Raw genomic sequence first — 18,492 nt, forward strand, 5'->3', positions numbered from 1 at the left:
GGATCACGACCGTGTCGCCGATGCGCACATCCTTCTCGCGGACAAGATCGACGTTATGCAGGCTGGCGCGTTGCACGGTGGAACCGGCCAAGAAAACAGGATCCATAACGGCTGTCGGTGTCACGACGCCGGTGCGGCCGACTGTCCACTCAATGTCGCGCACGATCGTTTCGGCTTCTTCCGCCTTGAATTTGTAGGCGATCGCCCATCGCGGCGCTTTTACCGTATAGCCGATTTCTTCTTGGGCAGCGAATGCATTGACTTTGATGACGATGCCGTCGATTTCGTAAGGCAAATCTTTTCTTTTCGCTGCGATTTCTTCCGTGAATGCCCACACGTCTTCGATTGAATCGAAGAGCCGGCGTTCCGGATTGGTCCGCAGGCCGACCTGAGCCAATCGGTTCAGCAGCGCATCCTGCGTCTCCACAGTCAATTGTTCGAAATTGGTGGCGCTATAAAGATAGATGTTCAGGTTGCGGCTGGCCGCAATGCTGGAATCCAGTTGACGCAGACTGCCGGCAGCAGCATTGCGCGGATTCGCAAAAATCTCCAGGCCTTTCTCATCACGATCCGCATTCAATTGGACGAATGAGGCTTTCGGCATGTAGCATTCGCCGCGGACTTCGAAAGTCAGCGGTTCATTCAGGCGCAACGGAATGGATTTGACCGTCCGCAGGTTCTGCGTGATGTCTTCGCCGGTGTTTCCGTCCCCACGCGTCGCGCCCTGGATGAACAAGCCGTTTTCGTACTTCAGCGATACGGCCAAACCGTCGATCTTCAGCTCGCACATGTACTGCAAAGGCTGATCGGTCAATTTGCTGATCCGTTGATGGAATTGCAGCAGTTCTTCCTGGTTGAAGGCATTCCCCAAGCTCAGCATCGGTGAATCGTGCTGCACCTTGGTGAAGCCGGGCAGGATGGTATCGCCGATGCGTTGCGTCGGTGAGTCAGTGGTGATCAGCTCAGGATGGGCTTTTTCCAATTTTTCCAGTTCTTGATAATGCTGGTCGTATTCTTTATCGGAAATACTGGGCTTGTCCAGTACATAATACTCGTAACTATAGCGGTTGAGGAGCGTCTTCAACGTCTCGATGCGCTCTTGGGCTTCGGTCGGACTTACTTTCGCCATGAATGATTCCCCTCCTAAATTATGCTTTTTCGATCGGTGCAAAGGATGCCAACAAGCGTTTGATGCCGATGTCTTTGAAGGCGATATCCAATGTCAAACCATCGCCTTCTCCGCTCGTCTGAACGACAATGCCTGTGCCCCATTTCTTATGGCTGGCTTTGTCCCCGACAGCCCAGCCAAGGCTGGCCGCACCGCTGCTTCCGGTTTGCTTGACGGACTGCGTCGTTTTTTCACGCGGTCCGGCCGAAAACGGCTGACTGAAGGCTTTCTCCTGGCGGGTATCGCTTGCTGTTTTCCAGCGGCCGCCCGAGCTTGCCGGTTTTGAAGAATACATGTTTGACGTGGATCCCGAACTGTCCTCGCGGTCCAGAACGGATCCGTCCAATTCATCAAGGAAACGCGATGCCGGGTTGGACATCGTACGTCCATAAAGCATGCGGGAATAGGCATTCGTCAGGAACAGTCTTTGCTCCGCCCGCGTGATGCCGACATAGGCCAAGCGCCGTTCTTCTTCCATCTGGTCCTCATCCATGAAGGAGCGGGACGACGGGAAAATGCCGTCTTCCATACCGATGATGAAGACGATCGGGAATTCCAATCCTTTGGCTGCGTGCATCGTCATCAGCGTCACTTCGCTCTGCGGTTCTTCCTCAATCTGATCCAAATCGGAAACCAGCGCCAAATCGGTCAGGAAGGAGGTCAGATCAAAGTCTTCTTGATTCATTTTATCGAACTCCTGCGTTACCGACAGGAATTCGTTGATGTTTTCGATCCGTGCTTCCGACTCCAGCGTCTTCTCCATTTCGAGGGCTTCCAGATAAGTCGTCTGGGAAAGCAACTCCTGCACCAATTCCGTGATCGGCAGGAATTCCTGCATTTTGTGCAGATTGTCCATAACGGTCGCGAATTTCTTCAATTCCTTCGCGGCTTTTCCGGATATGCTGGATAACGCCACATCATGGGCTGCCTGCAGCAAAGTCAGGTTATGCATATTGGCGAATTCGCGCAGTTTTTCGACACTCGCATCACCGATTCCGCGTTTCGGCACATTCACGATCCGGCCGAAGCTCAAGTCATCGGACGGATTAACGATCAGGCGCAGATAAGCCAAAAGGTCTTTGATTTCTTTGCGGTCGTAGAACTTGCGCCCGCCGACCATCTTGTAAGGGATATTCGACTTCAGAAGGTTCTCCTCGATGACACGCGACTGGGCATTCGTCCGGTAGAGCACTGCGAAATCACCGTACTGGCGTTTGTTTTCGCGGACTTCCTGGAGCATCTTCGAGATGACATAGCGCGCTTCATCGTGTTCGGATTGGCCCCGGAAGTAGACGATGTTTTCGCCGTCCGGATTGTCTGTCCACAACTCTTTTTCTTTCCGGTTGACGTTGTTTTGGATCACATCGTTGGCTGCGCGCAGGATTTTTTTGGTGGAGCGGTAATTTTGCTCCAGCAAGACCACTTTTGCGTCCGGATAGTCCTTTTCGAAGTTGAGGATGTTCTCCATGTCAGCCCCGCGCCATCCGTAGATACTTTGGTCCGCATCGCCGACTACGCAGATATTTTTGAATTTGCTGGCCAACAGCTGCACCAATTGATATTGGGCGTAGTTGGTATCCTGGTACTCGTCCACATGGATGTAATGGAATTTATTTTGGTAGTAGGACAGCGTTTCTGGATATTCCTGGAACAGTTTGACCGTCAACATGATCAGGTCATCAAAATCCATCGATTGGCTGTTTTCGAGCGCTTTTTGGTAATCCTTGTAGCATTCATAGACGATATTATCGATGTATCCGCCAGCAAGATCGCCGAATTCCTTCGGGGTCTGCAGCTCATTTTTTGCTTGACTGATCCGCCCCAAAATCATGCGGTGATCGAATTTTTTGGAATCCAGATTCTTTTCGCGGATGATGCGTTTCATCAATGTTTCGGTTTCGCTCTGGTCGCAGATGGTGAAGGAGCGCGCATAGCCGAGCTGTTCGCTCTCTCTTCTGAGGATCCGTACGCACATGGAGTGGAAAGTGGATACCCACATGTCGTTGCCGACCGTTCCGACCAAGCGGATGACCCGCTCTTTCATTTCTTTTGCTGCTTTATTCGTAAAGGTGATGGCTAAGATGTTCCAAGGGTTTACTGATTTTTCTTCCAGTAGATAGGCCATGCGGTGAGTCAGCACACGCGTTTTGCCGCTGCCTGCCCCTGCCATGATCAATAGTGGCCCTTCTGTCGCCAAAACGGCTTCTGCTTGCCTTGGGTTCATTCCTTTTATGAGGTCATGTTTTTGTTGCACAATTGCCATCCTTTCTTTTGTTGCCTTTGTTTCGGAGTGTGTATGGGTGTGTTCTTTTTTAGGTTCAAGGCGATGGTGCAGCCTTATCGCTTCTGATTTGCATCATGGTTTAGTCTATCATTTTAGAGGGCGGCTATCAATGAATCCCCTGATATTTTAAATAGTTTTTAACCCTTGTTCCCCTCCGTGCGGTTCCGTTTCTTTTCACCCTATTATGCCATCCAAAATAAAAGTCCTGCCGCTGAACCATTTGGTTGATTCAGAGGCAGGACTTTCTTTATACAATAATGATGGCTAGCTTCACGGGTTAGCCCTTCGGAAATTAGATAAATCTGACCCATTGCGCTCTTCGATGCTCATTCAGGGCCAGATTTCCTAAATTTCTTTCAGGGCTGAACGAACCCGTTCCGCTTTTCTCATATTACTGGGCTAGGATATCGTTTGAGTCTTTCAACGTTTCGAAGAAGAAGATGAGGTATTCGCCCATCTTGTCGTAATCCTTATCGCGTATGCAGATGCTTACTTCCTGATACAAGGCGAGCAATTTAGCTTCGTTTTGATAACGCGCCTCATCGATCAGGTCACTGTTGTCGGAATAGGTTCCGTGGATATCGCGGGCTGTCGTCAAAATCACTTTCTTCATGAACTGGTTGTCGCTTTGGGCAATGAATGTCTCAAAGAGTCGGTATTCATTATTGAAGTAACCCGTCGCATCACGGTAATTCAGGTACTCCACTTGTTTTCCCAGAAGTTTTTCAAATTCCTTATGATCCAAGGTTATGTCATTTTCCTTCAGATATTGTAGGTAATTCATGATGAGACCTGCAATCAGTTCCAGGCGTTCCAACAGACCCTCGTTTGAGATCTTCTTCTCGGCCACGATGTAGCCTTTGTAGGGAATGGATTTCACCATCCCTTCTTCCTCCAGCAAAAGCAGTGCTGTGCGGATCGGTGTCCGGCTCATGAACAAGGCTTCCGAAATAAGTTGTTCGGTTATTTTGGTTCCCGGAGGCCAGCAATTGCTGTCGATTTTATCTTTTATGTAGTCGTATGCTTTATTGAATAGTCTATCCTCCATCAATTGATTCCTTCCTTCATATAAGAGAGCGGACACCTGTTTCCGTTACTCTATAGATTCTAACAAGCCGTTTTCTTCCAGTTCGTTGATGAGGATATCCGGGCTGTCACCCAATAATGTGACGTGTCCCATTTTCCGTTTCGCACGGTGTTCTTTTTTTCCATAAAAATGGAAATGCCAATCTGGTTTTGTCAACAGCAAAATCAGTGCTTCGTCAAGTTTTTCCTCCATGATGTTGAACGTCACGCTTGTATCGTACAACTGGATTTCCGGAATAGGCAACCCACAGATGCAGCGGACAAGGATTTCATATTGAGAGATGCTGCAGCCATCCAGCGAATAATTGCACGAATGGTGTGGTCTGACGACCAAGCGGTTCACATAGAGGGAGCCCGATGAAGTCATGAATGTCTCGATCGTCAAAATGCCGGTCAGATTCATGGCCTTCGCAGCCAGCTTGCCGATATGTTCAAGCTCTTTCTGGATGTTTCCGCCTACGCGTGCTGGCGTGATTGTCTTCACAAGTTTCTGCTCCCGATAGACCGTTTCGGTGACTGGGAATGATGTGAACACGTTGTTCGCATCCTGTGCGACTGTGATGGCCAACTCCATCTCGAAGGGGATCCAAGCCTCCAAAATGCACGTCCCATTTTTCAGCAAGGCTGATGCCCTTCCGAAGTCCTCTTCACTGTACAAAAGATGCTGCACCGGCGTGGCCACTTCGACGCGGATCGGCTTCAGCACACACGGGAAGCCGATGCTTTTGACCGCCTCTTCCATGTCTTCGATGGCAGTTATCGTCGCGTAAGGCGTTACGTTGATGTTCAAGGATTCCAGAAACGCTTTTTCGATCAACCGGTCTTGGGTGATGGAAAGGCTGTCCGGATCCTGAGGTATGCTGATATAAGGATTGATTTGTGTCAGCAACATCGTATCCACGGCTTCGGATTCAAAAGTCAGGACGTCCGATTTAGCTGCGAGGTCCGTCAGCGCATCGAAGTCCGTATATTTCTTGGTTATCTGCCAATCAGCTATTTGCCCAGCCGGACAGGCAGGATCGGCGTCCAAGATGCCTATTTGGTAGCCCATTTTTTTGGCTTCCAAAGCAATCATACGGGCGACATGTCCTCCGCCAATAATACCGATTGTTTTCCCGGGTAAAATTTGATTCGGCATGTGATCACACTACTCTCTTGGATTTTTCGTTAGAATTAGGAATAAGTTAAAAAAAAGTCTTCACCAAATCATTTTATCACTATATTCGACGAATGTCGCCATGCAAAAACTGTCCGTTTGTCGAATTTTCGTGGTAAGTCAGGGAGCGTGCGGTTAAAATTTGTCAGGTTGCCGGATAACAGGGTGTTATCCGATTGCGACGCAAAAAAACGCACGGACAGGCTGTCCTCCTCAAAAGAGTCCAGCCCGTCCGCGCGTTTCTGTTTGCATCCTTCAATTATCATATTCATAAAGTGCGTTCTGTTCGATGACCGCTATCAATTTGGCGGCATAATCCGGATCGGTCGCATAACCGCAATCTTGGAGAGCCTGGGCCGCTTCTTGATAAGTGGTTGCCTGCAGAACAGGAGCGTATTGATTCGGATCCCAAGTGGTACCGTTCACGAACAACAGCGCATGGTCCTGGACCGATTCTGCCCAGTTGCCGTAGACCCTGAAGTTTGCTTGGATGGTGACCCACTGGCCGTTGTAGTATTCATTGGTAGTCAAGAGGACCGTATTCCCCGGGTCATCACCCTTCATGCCGTACAGATTATTGTAGACGGCGGACAGTTCGCTCTCTCCCCAATCCGATTCAAGGATCGCTTGTGCGATGCTGATGCTGGCATGGACACCGTAAGTCGCTTGCATCTGTTGCGCGGCAGGGGCGATATTGCCGATGAAGTCAGTTCCCTGATTATTGCCATACTCCGGGATATCCGGAATGATTGGAGAAAAATCGCCGATCAGCGACAGACTTGCCATAAAACTGATCAATAAGAAAAATAAAATCTTGACGGCCTTAGCGGATGCTGATTGCGGTTGTTTTCGAGTCCGCTTTCTCTTTCGTGCCATATGTTCCTCCGTCTGTTTGGTTGTGCTGTATTACCTGCTATTGTTCGCTGTTCCCGAGCGTTTCATTTTGCTTCAGGATTGCTACGTATTCTTCCAAAGTCAGGTTGTTTTCGGTCATGTAAACAGCGTTCTCTATACCCACATACCGAAAATGCCAAGGTTCAAAATTGATGCCGGTGATGGCTTCCTTCGCTTTTGGATAGCGCAAGACAAAACCGAATTTGGGTGCATTTTCTTTCAGCCAAAGCCCCTCAGGATAATTCTCCAGATCCGGGAATAAGCCTGAATTGCCTTCTTGGTTGGCTAAAGCGGTCGATGTGATATCCACGGCGAGTCCGGTTGTGTGTTCGCTGGCATTAGGCAAAGCGATATATTCTTCTGTCTTTGCGCGCGCCTCTTCTTCAGACAAACCTGCAGCCAGATAATTTTGATAGTTGACGTCATAGTTTGCCTGCTGTTGCTCGATGGAGCGGTAACCTGAAATCATCGTGAAATCCATTCCGGCAGTTTTTCCTGCTTCCAGCAGTTGCAAATAGGGTTCCTGTATCCTGCTGTCGATCGGATAGCCGCTCTCGGTCAGGTAGATCTCCATTGCGATTTCTTCAGCAAGTTGATTTTCCCTGTTCACCAATACCAGATTCCAGTCAGTTGATGAAGCTGCAGGTGTCACGATCACTTTGGACTCGGCTTCGTCAACTGAAGCTTTGGAAGAGGATTGCGCTTCTTCTGAATGTTTGCTAGTTGTCGAATTCTGCTGACTGTTTGACGGTTCATCGTCATCGGTTGTGCATCCTGTGAAAAAGAGCATCGCCAGCAAGAGTCCCGCAAGGAAACGCAGTCTTTGTGCGTGCCTCTCAGGTGTATGGGAATATTTTTTTTTCGTTTCCATCTTCTGCCCTCTTCTGGTCTGTAATTTTTTGCTATGCCTATTTTAGCACAACTGGCCCTCAAACCACACCCAAAAAGTAAGCCTTAACCCTGAAACACACGAAAAGCCAAGATAGTATCATCTCGGCTTTCCGGTTTATATTCTATTATTCAGTAATTTTTGTGATGGTATCAGGCGTATTTTCATTGAACCATTCAAGCAGATTGATTTTTTCCGAATCGATCTGATGGCGGATGATGCTAGGCAAGCGCAAATCGATGATATCTTTGTAACTCCAGAAATCATAATTGCACTCAAGCCGGAGTGTGGTGATTGCCGGTTTATGGATTTCTGAATCATGGACTGTCTCTTCGGTGGTGTACCATTTGAAATCGGCCAAATCCGTCGCTATCCATTTTTTGGCGACTTGATATTTCAGGAAATGATATTCTCTTACAGGGTTCTCTGCCACTTCGGGAAGAATTTCGGCATTGCGGCAAACTTTCTGGACAAGCATCCATTCATAATCGGTAAACAGTTTAGAAATGATCTGCATGTTCTCTGGTTTTAAACCATGCTCTCCTTTTTTCCAGCGATCCCAGCTCTGCGGCGAGATCCCTAGTTGATTGGCATAAAAAGCTTTTTCACTGACATATTGCTCTTTGATCGTATACAAGACAATTGTTATAAGTGCATTATTCATTTATGTAACCTCCAATCTATCATGTCCTTATTATACACTTATTACGTGATAAAAGAAATCCTTTGCTTAAAAAAACCGCCCACTCCGTTTTGTTGGAGTGAGCGGCTTGCTTATTTGTATGGTTTTGCTTGGTGAACGGGATTATTTGGATCCTTTTAGAACGGTTCTGAATCCTATACTCTTTCTGGTTTGTAGATGATCGATCCGATTTCGTAGCCGTGTTCTTCCAGTCTGGCACGGATACCGTCGATGTCTTTGCTTTCCAATTGGATGACGACTTGGACATAGCCCATTTTGCGGTAAGTCGCAATCTGTTGGATGTTGATGTTCTCATCTGAGAAGATATCGGTCAAGTCTTCGAGAACGCCTTTTTTGTCTTCATGGATATTGACGACAACGCGGACGCCCGGTGTGTAGTAGCCCAGCACATCGATGAAGGCAGAGAAGATATCCTTTTCGGTGATGATGCCGATCAGGCGGTTGCCTGCCTCGACGACCGGCAATACGCTGATGCCATTCTCACGCATCATTACTGCAGCTTCTTCCAAAAGAGCTTCCTTGTTGATTGTCACGACGCGTTTTTCCATGATGTCGGCCACTGTCGTTTTATTCAACAGATAGTTGACTTCATGCATATCCAGGCTGGTCATGCTGGAAGGCGTATTGCGTTCGATGATGCCCTCCGTGATCAGGCCCACGATGGTCTCGCCTTGAACGACCGGCAGACGGTGAATCTTGTGCTCCTTCATCAAATCCAAAGCTTCGATGATTTTTGTAGAAGGTTGAATTGTTACTAAATCCGTTGACATATAGCTCTGTACATCCATTTTTTAGCCTCCTAAGTAAGCTTTCTGAACTTCGTCACTTGCTAATAATTCTTCTCCGGTTCCGGTCAATACGATATTTCCCGTCTCCAATACATAACCGCGATTCGCGATTTTCAGCGCAACGTTGGCATTTTGTTCAATCAGCAGGATCGTCGTGCCTTGTTTTTGGATATCCTGGATGATATGGAAGATTTCCTTGATGAAGATTGGCGCCAGCCCCATCGAAGGCTCATCCAGAAGCAACAGCTTCGGCTTCGTCATCAAAGCGCGGCCCATAGCCAACATCTGTTGCTCTCCGCCCGACAAAGTGGCTGCATCCTGATTTTTTCTTTCGCGCAAAATCGGGAAACGTTCGAATATCGCCTCCAGATCACCGGCAAAGTTCTGCTTGTCTTTGCGGGTGAAACTTCCCAAATCAAGGTTTTCCTGTACGGTCAAACCTTTGAATACATGGCGGCCTTCCGGAACTTGGGCAATCCCTTGTTCAACGATTTTTCTGGTCGCCACATTATGGATAGGTTTCCCCAAATATTCGATTTCGCCTGAAGACGGTTTTACCAACCCGGAAATCGTACGCAAAATGGTGGACTTCCCTGCTCCGTTGGCACCAATCAAAGTCACGATTTCGCCTTCATTCACTTCAAAACTGATATCTTTGATGGCTTGGATCATGCCATAATGCACAGATAGATTTTTTACTTTCAGCACGTTAGTCGCCTCCTAGATAAGCCTTGATTACGGCTGGATTTTTTTGGATTTCTTCCGGTGTTCCTTTGGCAAGCAGACGGCCGTATTCCAACACATAGATTCTTTCGCACACATTCATGACCAAGGACATATCATGCTCGATCAAGACGACAGTAATTTTGAAATCTTTCTGTATTTTGCGGATCAAAGCGGTCAATTCCGCAGTCTCTTGCGGATTCATGCCGGCTGCCGGCTCGTCCAGGAAGAGGATTTTTGGATTCGTCGCCAAAGCGCGGACGATTTCCAAACGACGTTGCTCACCGTAAGGAAGATTTTTCGCCAATACATCATATTTCTTTTCCAATTCGAAAATGGCCAACAGTTCCAAAGCTTTTTCACGCATTTCGGCTTCCTTGCGGTAATAAGTCGGCGTGCGCAGCAAGCTGTGGAAAGTACTCTCACCCATGGTGCTGTGCATCGCGATCAGCACATTATCGATAACCGTCAGTTCCTTGAAGAGACGGATATTCTGGAAAGTACGCGCTAAGCCGAGATCCGTAATTTTGTATGGCGCTTTGCCGTTCAACAACACTTTTTTGTTGTCGATCTCCAATTCGATCGTGCCTTCTGTCGGAACGTAAACACCGGTCAGCAAGTTGAAGAAGGTCGTTTTTCCAGCACCATTGGGACCGATCAGACCGACCAATTCATTTTCTTCGATCGCAAAATCGACATTGGATACAGCGGCCAAACCGCCGAAGTTTTTGGTCAATTCTTTTACTTCTAATAGGCTCATTATTGGACCTCCTTCTTAGCAGAATCTTTTTTCGCAAAGCGCTTCAACAAAGCGGACATCGTGAATTCGCGGTTACCCAATAATCCGCCTGGACGGAATACCATGATGGCGATGATGGCCAGCGCGTAGAAAATCATCCGCAGCTCACCGAACGATTGCAGATATGTGTTCAGGATACCCAACACAACGGCTGCGACAACTGTGCCGGTTACGCTGCCGATACCGCCGAACACAACGATGATAAGCACGTCGATCGATTTTTGGAAAGTGAAATCGCTTGGATTGATGACGCTGAAATAAGTGCCGTACATGGAGCCTGCAATGCTGGCCGTCGCTGCACCAATCATGAAGGCGATGACTTTGTAAGTCGTTGCATTGACACCCATCGACTCGGCAGCGATCTCATCTTCGCGGATGGCGATGGTCGCACGGCCAGGGCTGCTGTTGATGTAGTTGACGGTAAGGATGGTCGTTACGACCAATATCACGAACAAGACCATGATGAAACCAGTATTCGATTCGAAAGGGAACGAAATGCCGCTGATTCCGCGCGCACCATTGGTAAGTTCACCCATGTTCAAAATCAGGATACGGATGATTTCCGCTACACCCAATGTCGCAATCGCCAAGTAGTCGCCTTTCAGACGGAGCGTCGGTATTCCGACGATCAAAGCCACGATGATGGAGATGATCATGCCCACGACCAATCCGACAAAGAAACCGGCCAAGCCTTCCATCCTATCTCCGATGATGGCGCCACTGTAGGCACCGATTGCCATAAAACCGGCATGTCCCAGTGAGAACTGTCCGGAAAAACCGATGACCAGATTCAGTCCAATCGCCAGGATGATGTTTATCAAGATTGTAACTAAAGTAATCTGGTAGAAGGGAGAAATCATATTTGTGCTGACGCCGATGAACAGTACAACAGCCATCACAGCGATAAGAATGAGCCAACCTAGATTTGTTTTATTGAATTGTTTCATTTTTATCACCTACACTTTCTCTTTTGTATTTTTCCCGAAGATTCCGGAAGGTTTGACGATCAGAATGATGATCAGGATCAGGTACACAACTGCATCTTTGAACATCGATCCGCCATAAGCGCTGACTAAAGTCTCGATGATCCCGATGACGTAACCACCGACCATGGCCCCAGGGATGATGCCGATGCCGCCGAATACTGCCGCAACGAAAGCTTTCAGACCCGGTGTCACACCCATCAATGGCGAAATCGAATTATAATAGATACCGACCAATACGCCTGCCGCTCCGGCTAACGAGGAGCCAAGGACGAACGTAAAGGAAATGACGTTATCCACGTTGATCCCCATCAATTGTGCTGCTTCAGGATCGGTACTTACTGCCCGCATCGCTTTCCCCATCTTCGTGTATTTTACGATGACCTGCAAAGCGATCATCAGAATGACTGTCGTCAGGAAAATCAGGATCTGCTGCGAGTTGATGGTCACCCCGCCGAAAGTCCAATTCCGGACGATCAAGGCTGTCGGGAAGGCCTTCACTTCAGGCCCCATTATATAGATCATGACATTTTGCAATAAATAAGAAACCCCGATGGCTGTAATCAGCGTTGCTACTCTTGTTGCGCCCCGCAACGGTTTGTAGGCGATCTTCTCGATGACCACCCCTAAAATGGCACAAAAAATCATTGAAATCAGAATGGCTGGGAAAAGGCCAAGACCAACGTTTTGGATCAAAGCATATCCCAGGTACGCGCCCACCATATAAATGTCCCCGTGGGCAAAGTTAATCAATTTGATGACGCCGTATACCATTGTGTACCCTAGCGCAATCAAGGCGTAGATACTTCCCAACGATATACCATTTATCAGCTGTTGAACTAAATTTTCCATTTTACACCTCTCTTTTCTTCTGCTGCACAGAAATCTTTCTTTCATTATACTGTATTGTTCGTCTATAGTTTACTATTATTCACGCACGATGAGGGATTAACTTTTGATGAGGAAAAACATAAAGAAAGGTGCTAAGCAAATTCTGCCAGCACCTCATTGTGTTACTTTAGAATCAAACGGTCTATTCAGGTTTCAATGCCGCAATGTTGCGCGCCAGGCTATTTTTATTTAGCTGGTTCCACAACAGAGTTGCCGACTTCTACACCATCTTGTAATTCAATAACGAAAGCCGATTTGATAGGGTTGTGGTTCTCGTCAAATGAGAATGTACCCGTTACGCCTTCGAAATCTTCAGTTGTCGCTAAAGCATCTGTGATTGCTTGAGGATCTGTGCTGTCAGCAGTCGCGATTGCGTCGAATACTAATTGCGCAGCATCGTAAGCCAAAGCTGCGAATGAATCTGCAGGTTTGCCGTACTCTGCTTCAAAAGCAGCTAAGAATTCTTGTACTTTAGGGTCTTCACTGTTCGGAGTGAAGTGGCTAGCGTAGAATACATTATCAACGTTGTCGGCACCTGCCAATTCAACCAATGTTGAGTTAGCGAAGCCATCCGGTCCAAGGATCGGTTGCATGATTCCCATTTCACGGGCTTGCTTGATGATCAGTCCGCCTTCTTCATAGTACCCAGGCAAGAAGATGACATCATAATCCATTTTTGCAATGTTCGTTAAGATCGCTTTGAAGTCGGTATCGCCGGCTGTGAAGTTTTCTTCCGCTACGATTTCTCCTTCAAATGTTTCTTTGAATGCATCCGACAAGCCGATTGCGTAGTCAGTGGAGTTATCCACTAAGATGACAGCTTTTGTAGCTTGCAGATCTGTTTGAGCGAATTCAGCCAAGGCTTTACCTTGGAAAGAATCTTGGAAACATACGCGGAATACGTATTCCAACACGGAATCGCCATCCATTGTTACGCTATCGCCTGTAGCAGCTGGAAGGATTGCTGGTACTTTTGCTCTTGTGACAGCTGGAGATTGCGCATTTGCTGCACCAGTTGTAGCAGGCCCTAAGATTGCGACAACATTATCTTCAGTAGCTAAACGAGTCGCAACCGATGTGGATTCTGAAGGCTCGGATTTATTATCGTAAGATATGTATTCAATCTCTTTGCCCAATAAGCCATCTGCAGCGTTCTGTTCTGCAACAGCCATTTTGATCCCTTCATCCATCAGCGTACCGTATGCACTCGCACCGCCTGATAATTCGAAGTTACCACCCAATTTGATTGTATCGCTCTCTTCTGTCGCGCCATTGCCGCATGCTGCAAGTACGAATACAGATGCCAAGCCCATCAATAATTTCTTTTTCATCTAAATAATCCTCCCCATCTCACTATATGTTAATAATTCGTTGCAAATCCAAAGAAAAGGCCCTCATCCTTCTCCTTAAAATTTAATGTCATTAGTATAGAATATTCTGACAATTTAAGCAACCCAATTTTGGCCTTTTTTGGCAAAAAGCGAATGTTCTTTTTTTACCCTACTTAAAAAGGGCGCCATTGCAACAAAACCAATAAAATAATCGGCCTCGAAAAAGACATTTTTCGTCCAAAAACATCCACTTTTTTTCTCTCATTTTCTGCAAAGTCACTCTGAACAATACCGCAAATGTGAGTGTATTATTTGCACAATAATATGAAAATGACTTGATAAAAATTCAAAAATGCTTATGATTGAGATATTATTTCATTTCGAGAGGAAGTGCAGTACTTACTATGTTCCATTTGGATAAGGAGAAGTTCCGCGTAGGCATGCGTACGACCAAATCCGGCGTTGCTGTCGGTTTGTGTGTCCTGCTGTTCAAATTATTGGACCGAGGTTCTCCTATGTTGGCCGGATTGGCTTCTGTCTTTGCTTTGCGTGAAGATTGCTCGCAATCACTCCATCATGGAATCCGTCGTGTCGGAGGCAATACTGTCGCCGGTATCCTCGGGGTCACCTTGATAGCCATCAAAGATTTTCTGGGACTGGATTTTTCTGTGGATTTCTTCGGTACGATCATCGCCGTCATCATCCTGATCATGGTCTGCAACATTCTGGACATGTCAACGGCTATCGTCGGCGCTACAGCGACTTTCCTAGTCGTTTTCTACAATATAGACGATACCGAAAAAATCACCTATGCCATCCAAAGGGTACTGGATACCGTAATCGGAACTTCCATCGCCATCGGGGTCAACTACCTGCTGCCTGGCGCACCCCAAACACCATCCGAAAACTGAGTATCTGCAGAATAAAACGCGCAAGCGGCCATCCATTGGCTGCTTGCGCGTTTTTCCTATTTTCTTATTCGACTGACTTCAACGCTTCGATCATGTCCACTTGTTTGAGTTTGCGGTGCATGATCAGCATGACGACGCTTGAGAACAATAACGACAGCAGACCTGAATACAGGTAGCTGATCGGCATGATTGTCGGCGGGAACATCATGAAGTCGATTTCAACCATTTTGAGAACGATTGTGCTCAAAATTTTTCCAAGAACGAAACCTGAAAAAATACCCAACAACGTTAAAATCAAGGACTCTCTGTAGATATACATGCTCACTTCCACATCATAGAACCCCAAAACTTTGATGGTCGACAATTCTCTGATCCGCTCCGATACATTGATGTTCGTCAGACTGTACAGGACAACGAAAGCCAATGCGGCTGCCGACACAATCAATACCAATGTGACGATATCCAGGCTCCCTAAGGTTTCAGCGAAGCTGCGGTCGACAGAATTGATGAACGTCACCAGTGCGACAGCCTTTTCTGCCATCGCTTCGGATCCGAAGCCCCGCTCCCAACTTTCCGGTTCTTCAAACAGCAACAAATCCGTTGTCGGTTCCGCGGCTTGGATGAAAATCTCTTCGTACAAAGTTGGCGTCAAGTAAATGTAATGGTTGACGTAGTTCTCGGTGACAGCCTGAATCGGAACCTGATAGGTCTGCATTTCATCATTCCGGATTTCGATGCTGTCCCCCGGTCCGACGCCTGCCAAATTCGCCAATTTTTCCGAGATGACGGCTCCCTCATCAGTCAGCGCGATCGGTTCTTGCGTTGCGCGATCACGCAGGCTGACAAAATCCGAAAGATTTTCGGTTCCCAATGGAGAAAAAACCGTGACGTTCTGCAGGTTCACACCTTTTTTATCCAGCTTATAGCTCTCCTGGACCACTTTGAGATGGTCCGTTATTTCAGGAGTCGCCGCGATCAGTTCATCATAAGAAGTGATGTCTTCCTCACTTGCTTCCGGGCGCATCGCCGTGATTGCGTTATAGCGCATCACATCGTTGAACTGTGTGTCCGCCAATCCGGAGATGGAATTTTTGATGCCGTATCCGGTCAAAATCAAGGCGGTACAGCCAGCCACTCCCAGTATCGTCATCATATTGCGCGCTTTGTAGCGCAGCAAGTTCCGTACCGTTATCTTCGAATTGAAGCTCAGGCGATCCCAAACGAACGTCAGTCGTTCCAAAAGCACACGTTTGCCATTCTTCGGCGCTTTCGGCCGCATCATCGCTGCCGGATTTTCCCGGAGCGACGTATGTGCCGCCCATGCTGCCGGGCCGATGGTACAAAGCAGCGCGATGGCTATGGAAATCAGTGCATAGGACAAGTAATAGGTGATCTTTACGGAAGGCAGGCTGTACATGGACCCGTAGGCATCAAAGATGACCGCAGGGAAAATATTATAACCGGCCACCAAACCGAGCGATGTGCCCACGATGCAGGCGATCGCTGCATAGATCAAATATTTTTTGGCGATATCGAAATCGCTGTAACCGAGGCCTTTCAACGTCCCCATCTGTTGGCGCTGTTCATCCACCATCCGGGCCATCGTCGTGAAACTCACCAAGGCCGCGATCAGGAAGAAGAACACCGGGAAAATTTCTGCGATTGCCGAGATGCGGTCGGCATTGTCGCGGTATTCCTGATAACCAGGATTGCCGGACCGATCCGTCACATAGTAGACAGGGTCGATCAGATCGGCCAAAGCTTGCTTCGCTTCCTCGACCTGCCGTTCCCCATCGGCTATCTCGATTTCTGCATCGGCCCGCTCAGCTGTGAAGGTGGCCAAGCCATCTTGATATTCTGCTTCGCCCTGCTGGATTTCCTGCCAAGCTTCAGCAAGGGCCTGTTCACCGCTCGCACGTTGGCTTTCCAACTCGGCCCAGCCGTCGTTGATCTGTGCCTGGCCGTCCTCCAGTTGAGCGAATGCCGACGCCAATGCCAATCTGCCGTTCTCCAATGCTGCTCCTTGTTCGGCGAATTGGGCATCTGCGGCTGTAATCTGGGCTTCGGCATCGGCCATGAATGCAGCAATTTTTTCTTCCAGAAGTTGTTGCTGCTCCAGCAATCCCTCCCCTTTGTCAGACAGCTCGGAGCCGGCTTGCTCCAAGAGGCGCTGTTCTTCCAAGAGAGCGGCCTCTTCACTGGCCCGTTCCGCCTGGAAAGCCGCGGCTGCGGCGGTTAAGGCTTCTTGCCTGCTCGCTAATGAGGCGCCTTGTTGCTCCAACTCACTTTGGCGGATAGCCAAATCCGCTTCGGTTTGAACCAGAGCGGCCTGCTCCGCATCCAATGTTGCCTGTTGATCGGCCACAGCCGCCAAGCGTTCCGCAACGCTCGGGTCCGTTTCCGGATCCAAAGCTGCTAAGGCGGCCCTTTCTGCATCGATGGCGGCTTGCCTTGCCGAAAACTCCGCTTGCTTGACTGCTTTCTCCATTTGGAAGGCTGTCATGTCAGCGGTGAAAAGGGTCAATTCGTTCTGATAGGCTGCCCCATCCGTCTCCAGACTCGTCTGCTCAGCCAGCAACAGTTCTCCTTTTGTCGCTAAGGCGGTTGCCCGTTCCTGCAGCTCCGCAGCTTTGGCTTCCAGTGAGGCTTGGGTCGCTTCAACTTCGGCTTGCCCATCCAATAAAGACTGCGCCAAATCAGCGATTTCGCGGCCTTCCGGTGTGTCGGGCAGGCTCGCCAGCAGCACATCCAATGAATCCTCCGAACCGGTCTGCCCTTGCAGGGATTCTTTCTGAGACTCCCAGGCAACTTTTGCCTCGTCGTAGAGCGCTTGGTTTTCCAGATAGGTTGCCAAGCCTGCGCGGTATTCAGCCGTGCCCTCATCGATTTCAGCCTGGCTGGCAGTTAATCTGTTCTCGGCTTCTGCGATTTCATCCAGAAACAACTGACGATTTTCTTCATAGGCCGCTATGCCGTCATCCAATTGTTTTCGGGCATCCTGAAGTTTCTGCTCGGCTTCCGCAAGTTTGTCTTTCCCTTCCTGCAGTTCATCTTCCGCATCTTTGATCTTCCGCTGCCCTTCTGCTCGGATTTCGTTGATGCGCTCCAAAGGTCTTCCGTTCAATGCAAGCTCCACTTTATCGGCCAGGCTGTCCACCTGGTCATCGTAGCTGTCCGTGTAGCCGGTTTCCGCCGCATCGGGAGCGATCGTCAGGTAGGCTTCCGTGTAGATGCTGCCGAGCATGTCCGAATCGGCCACGACAACGAAAGCATCCAGGCTGCCTTTCCCGACGTTCGTGGAGCCGCGCATCATCGTTTCGATGTACATCGGCGAGTCTACGAAACCGACGACCGTGTATTGCTGATCTTTCAAGGAAATGCGGTTTTCCTTTTCCTCCTCGGTGAGCCCTTCTTCGGACTCATGGCGGAAGCTGATCGTATCCCCAATCTCATAAGTGTCCATCAGATTCTGTTTCGCATCCAAGGCGATTTCTCCGCTTGTCTCCGGCAGTCTGCCATCGACGACTGCATATTCATTGACCGGATCCGCACCGCTTTGCAACGGGAAGACTTTTACGAGGAAGTCACTGCCTTCCATTTCGATATCCACTGTGCGCATCGGATGGACAGCCAGATCGGCCGTTTCCGCCAAAATGGCGATATCCGCTTCTTCCAATCCGTAGGTGGACAACACCTTCAGGTCATACAGATTGTTTTCTTCATAATATTGGTTGGCGGTATCCAGCATATCCGGACCCGCCGCTTTGATGCCGGCAAAGAAGGCCACACCCAACGTGATGATGGCCAATAACGCGAGGAAGCGCGCTTTACTTTTGCCTATTTCTATCCAAATGTCTTTCCAGAGCGCCTTCTTCTTCATCGTCGG

15 protein-coding genes are annotated in these 18,492 nt (G+C 48.5%); 1 reads left to right on the plus strand and 14 read right to left on the minus strand.

The features are described from left to right. The 13 genes from ligA to WBV27_RS06315 all read right to left on the minus strand — a co-directional run. On the minus strand, positions 1-1,129 hold a 1,129-nt coding region (ligA, locus tag WBV27_RS06255; protein ID WP_424200388.1), incomplete at its 3' end, for an NAD-dependent DNA ligase LigA. A 19-nt stretch (positions 1,130-1,148) separates the two neighbouring features. Beyond that, positions 1,149-3,431 carry a DNA helicase PcrA gene (gene pcrA / locus WBV27_RS06260; protein WP_424200390.1) on the minus strand — a complete coding sequence of 761 codons (2,283 nt, stop codon included), beginning with the start codon at positions 3,429-3,431 and terminating at the stop codon, positions 1,149-1,151. A 412-nt stretch (positions 3,432-3,843) separates the two neighbouring features. After that, positions 3,844-4,500 carry a GntR family transcriptional regulator gene (locus tag WBV27_RS06265; protein WP_424200392.1) on the minus strand — a complete coding sequence of 219 codons (657 nt, stop codon included), beginning with the start codon at positions 4,498-4,500 and terminating at the stop codon, positions 3,844-3,846. Between the two features lie 45 nt (positions 4,501-4,545). Next, entirely contained in the window at positions 4,546-5,676 is a 1,131-nt protein-coding gene (purK, locus tag WBV27_RS06270) for a 5-(carboxyamino)imidazole ribonucleotide synthase (RefSeq protein WP_424200394.1), read from the minus strand. 273 nt (positions 5,677-5,949) lie between these two features. Next, on the minus strand, positions 5,950-6,570 hold the full coding sequence (locus WBV27_RS06275) for a glycoside hydrolase family 73 protein (RefSeq protein ID WP_200831804.1): 621 nt from the start codon (positions 6,568-6,570) through the stop codon (positions 5,950-5,952). A 37-nt stretch (positions 6,571-6,607) separates the two neighbouring features. Then, positions 6,608-7,459: a M15 family metallopeptidase gene (locus WBV27_RS06280; RefSeq protein ID WP_424200396.1), complete on the minus strand. Its 852-nt coding sequence runs from the start codon at positions 7,457-7,459 to the stop codon at positions 6,608-6,610. A gap of 145 nt (positions 7,460-7,604) precedes the next feature. Beyond that, entirely contained in the window at positions 7,605-8,141 is a 537-nt protein-coding gene (locus WBV27_RS06285) for a hypothetical protein (RefSeq protein ID WP_424200398.1), read from the minus strand. A 173-nt stretch (positions 8,142-8,314) separates the two neighbouring features. After that, positions 8,315-8,968 carry a CBS domain-containing protein gene (locus tag WBV27_RS06290; RefSeq protein WP_086629317.1) on the minus strand — a complete coding sequence of 218 codons (654 nt, stop codon included), beginning with the start codon at positions 8,966-8,968 and terminating at the stop codon, positions 8,315-8,317. Positions 8,969-8,971: 3 nt separating this feature from the next. Further along, a complete protein-coding gene (locus WBV27_RS06295) occupies positions 8,972-9,640 on the minus strand; it encodes an ABC transporter ATP-binding protein (RefSeq protein WP_424200448.1) in 669 nt (222 codons plus the stop codon). Positions 9,641-9,677: 37 nt separating this feature from the next. Continuing rightward, positions 9,678-10,451 carry an ABC transporter ATP-binding protein gene (locus tag WBV27_RS06300; protein ID WP_276641628.1) on the minus strand — a complete coding sequence of 258 codons (774 nt, stop codon included), beginning with the start codon at positions 10,449-10,451 and terminating at the stop codon, positions 9,678-9,680. Then, positions 10,451-11,437: a branched-chain amino acid ABC transporter permease gene (locus WBV27_RS06305; protein ID WP_424200450.1), complete on the minus strand. Its 987-nt coding sequence runs from the start codon at positions 11,435-11,437 to the stop codon at positions 10,451-10,453. Before WBV27_RS06305 ends, WBV27_RS06300 begins: the two co-directional genes overlap by 1 nt. Before the next feature lie 9 nt (positions 11,438-11,446). Further along, entirely contained in the window at positions 11,447-12,325 is an 879-nt protein-coding gene (locus WBV27_RS06310; RefSeq protein ID WP_086629321.1) for a branched-chain amino acid ABC transporter permease, read from the minus strand. Positions 12,326-12,549: 224 nt separating this feature from the next. After that, a complete protein-coding gene (locus tag WBV27_RS06315) occupies positions 12,550-13,695 on the minus strand; it encodes an ABC transporter substrate-binding protein (protein WP_424200401.1) in 1,146 nt (381 codons plus the stop codon). Positions 13,696-14,099: 404 nt separating this feature from the next. Between WBV27_RS06315 and WBV27_RS06320 the strand changes: the two genes are divergently transcribed. Then, entirely contained in the window at positions 14,100-14,606 is a 507-nt protein-coding gene (locus WBV27_RS06320; RefSeq protein ID WP_424200403.1) for an FUSC family protein, read from the plus strand. A gap of 64 nt (positions 14,607-14,670) precedes the next feature. Here the strand turns inward: WBV27_RS06320 and WBV27_RS06325 are convergent, their stop codons facing one another. Continuing rightward, entirely contained in the window at positions 14,671-18,486 is a 3,816-nt protein-coding gene (locus WBV27_RS06325; RefSeq protein WP_424200405.1) for an FtsX-like permease family protein, read from the minus strand. Positions 18,487-18,492: the final 6 nt, after the last annotated feature.

Origin of the sequence: Trichococcus sp., assembly GCF_049589555.1 — a bacterium.
Classification (GTDB): domain Bacteria; phylum Bacillota; class Bacilli; order Lactobacillales; family Aerococcaceae; genus Trichococcus.

Coding starts and splice junctions, on each gene's coding strand:
- pcrA (WP_424200390.1), bottom strand. CDS start 3,431: ATGGCAATTGTGCAACAAAAACATGACCTCATAAAAGGAATGAACCCA.
- WBV27_RS06265 (WP_424200392.1), bottom strand. CDS start 4,500: ATGGAGGATAGACTATTCAATAAAGCATACGACTACATAAAAGATAAA.
- purK (WP_424200394.1), bottom strand. CDS start 5,676: ATGCCGAATCAAATTTTACCCGGGAAAACAATCGGTATTATTGGCGGA.
- WBV27_RS06275 (WP_200831804.1), bottom strand. CDS start 6,570: ATGGCACGAAAGAGAAAGCGGACTCGAAAACAACCGCAATCAGCATCC.
- WBV27_RS06280 (WP_424200396.1), bottom strand. CDS start 7,459: ATGGAAACGAAAAAAAAATATTCCCATACACCTGAGAGGCACGCACAA.
- WBV27_RS06285 (WP_424200398.1), bottom strand. CDS start 8,141: ATGAATAATGCACTTATAACAATTGTCTTGTATACGATCAAAGAGCAA.
- WBV27_RS06290 (WP_086629317.1), bottom strand. CDS start 8,968: ATGGATGTACAGAGCTATATGTCAACGGATTTAGTAACAATTCAACCT.
- WBV27_RS06295 (WP_424200448.1), bottom strand. CDS start 9,640: ATGATCCAAGCCATCAAAGATATCAGTTTTGAAGTGAATGAAGGCGAA.
- WBV27_RS06300 (WP_276641628.1), bottom strand. CDS start 10,451: ATGAGCCTATTAGAAGTAAAAGAATTGACCAAAAACTTCGGCGGTTTG.
- WBV27_RS06305 (WP_424200450.1), bottom strand. CDS start 11,437: ATGAAACAATTCAATAAAACAAATCTAGGTTGGCTCATTCTTATCGCT.
- WBV27_RS06310 (WP_086629321.1), bottom strand. CDS start 12,325: ATGGAAAATTTAGTTCAACAGCTGATAAATGGTATATCGTTGGGAAGT.
- WBV27_RS06315 (WP_424200401.1), bottom strand. CDS start 13,695: ATGAAAAAGAAATTATTGATGGGCTTGGCATCTGTATTCGTACTTGCA.
- WBV27_RS06320 (WP_424200403.1), top strand. CDS start 14,100: ATGTTCCATTTGGATAAGGAGAAGTTCCGCGTAGGCATGCGTACGACC.
- WBV27_RS06325 (WP_424200405.1), bottom strand. CDS start 18,486: ATGAAGAAGAAGGCGCTCTGGAAAGACATTTGGATAGAAATAGGCAAA.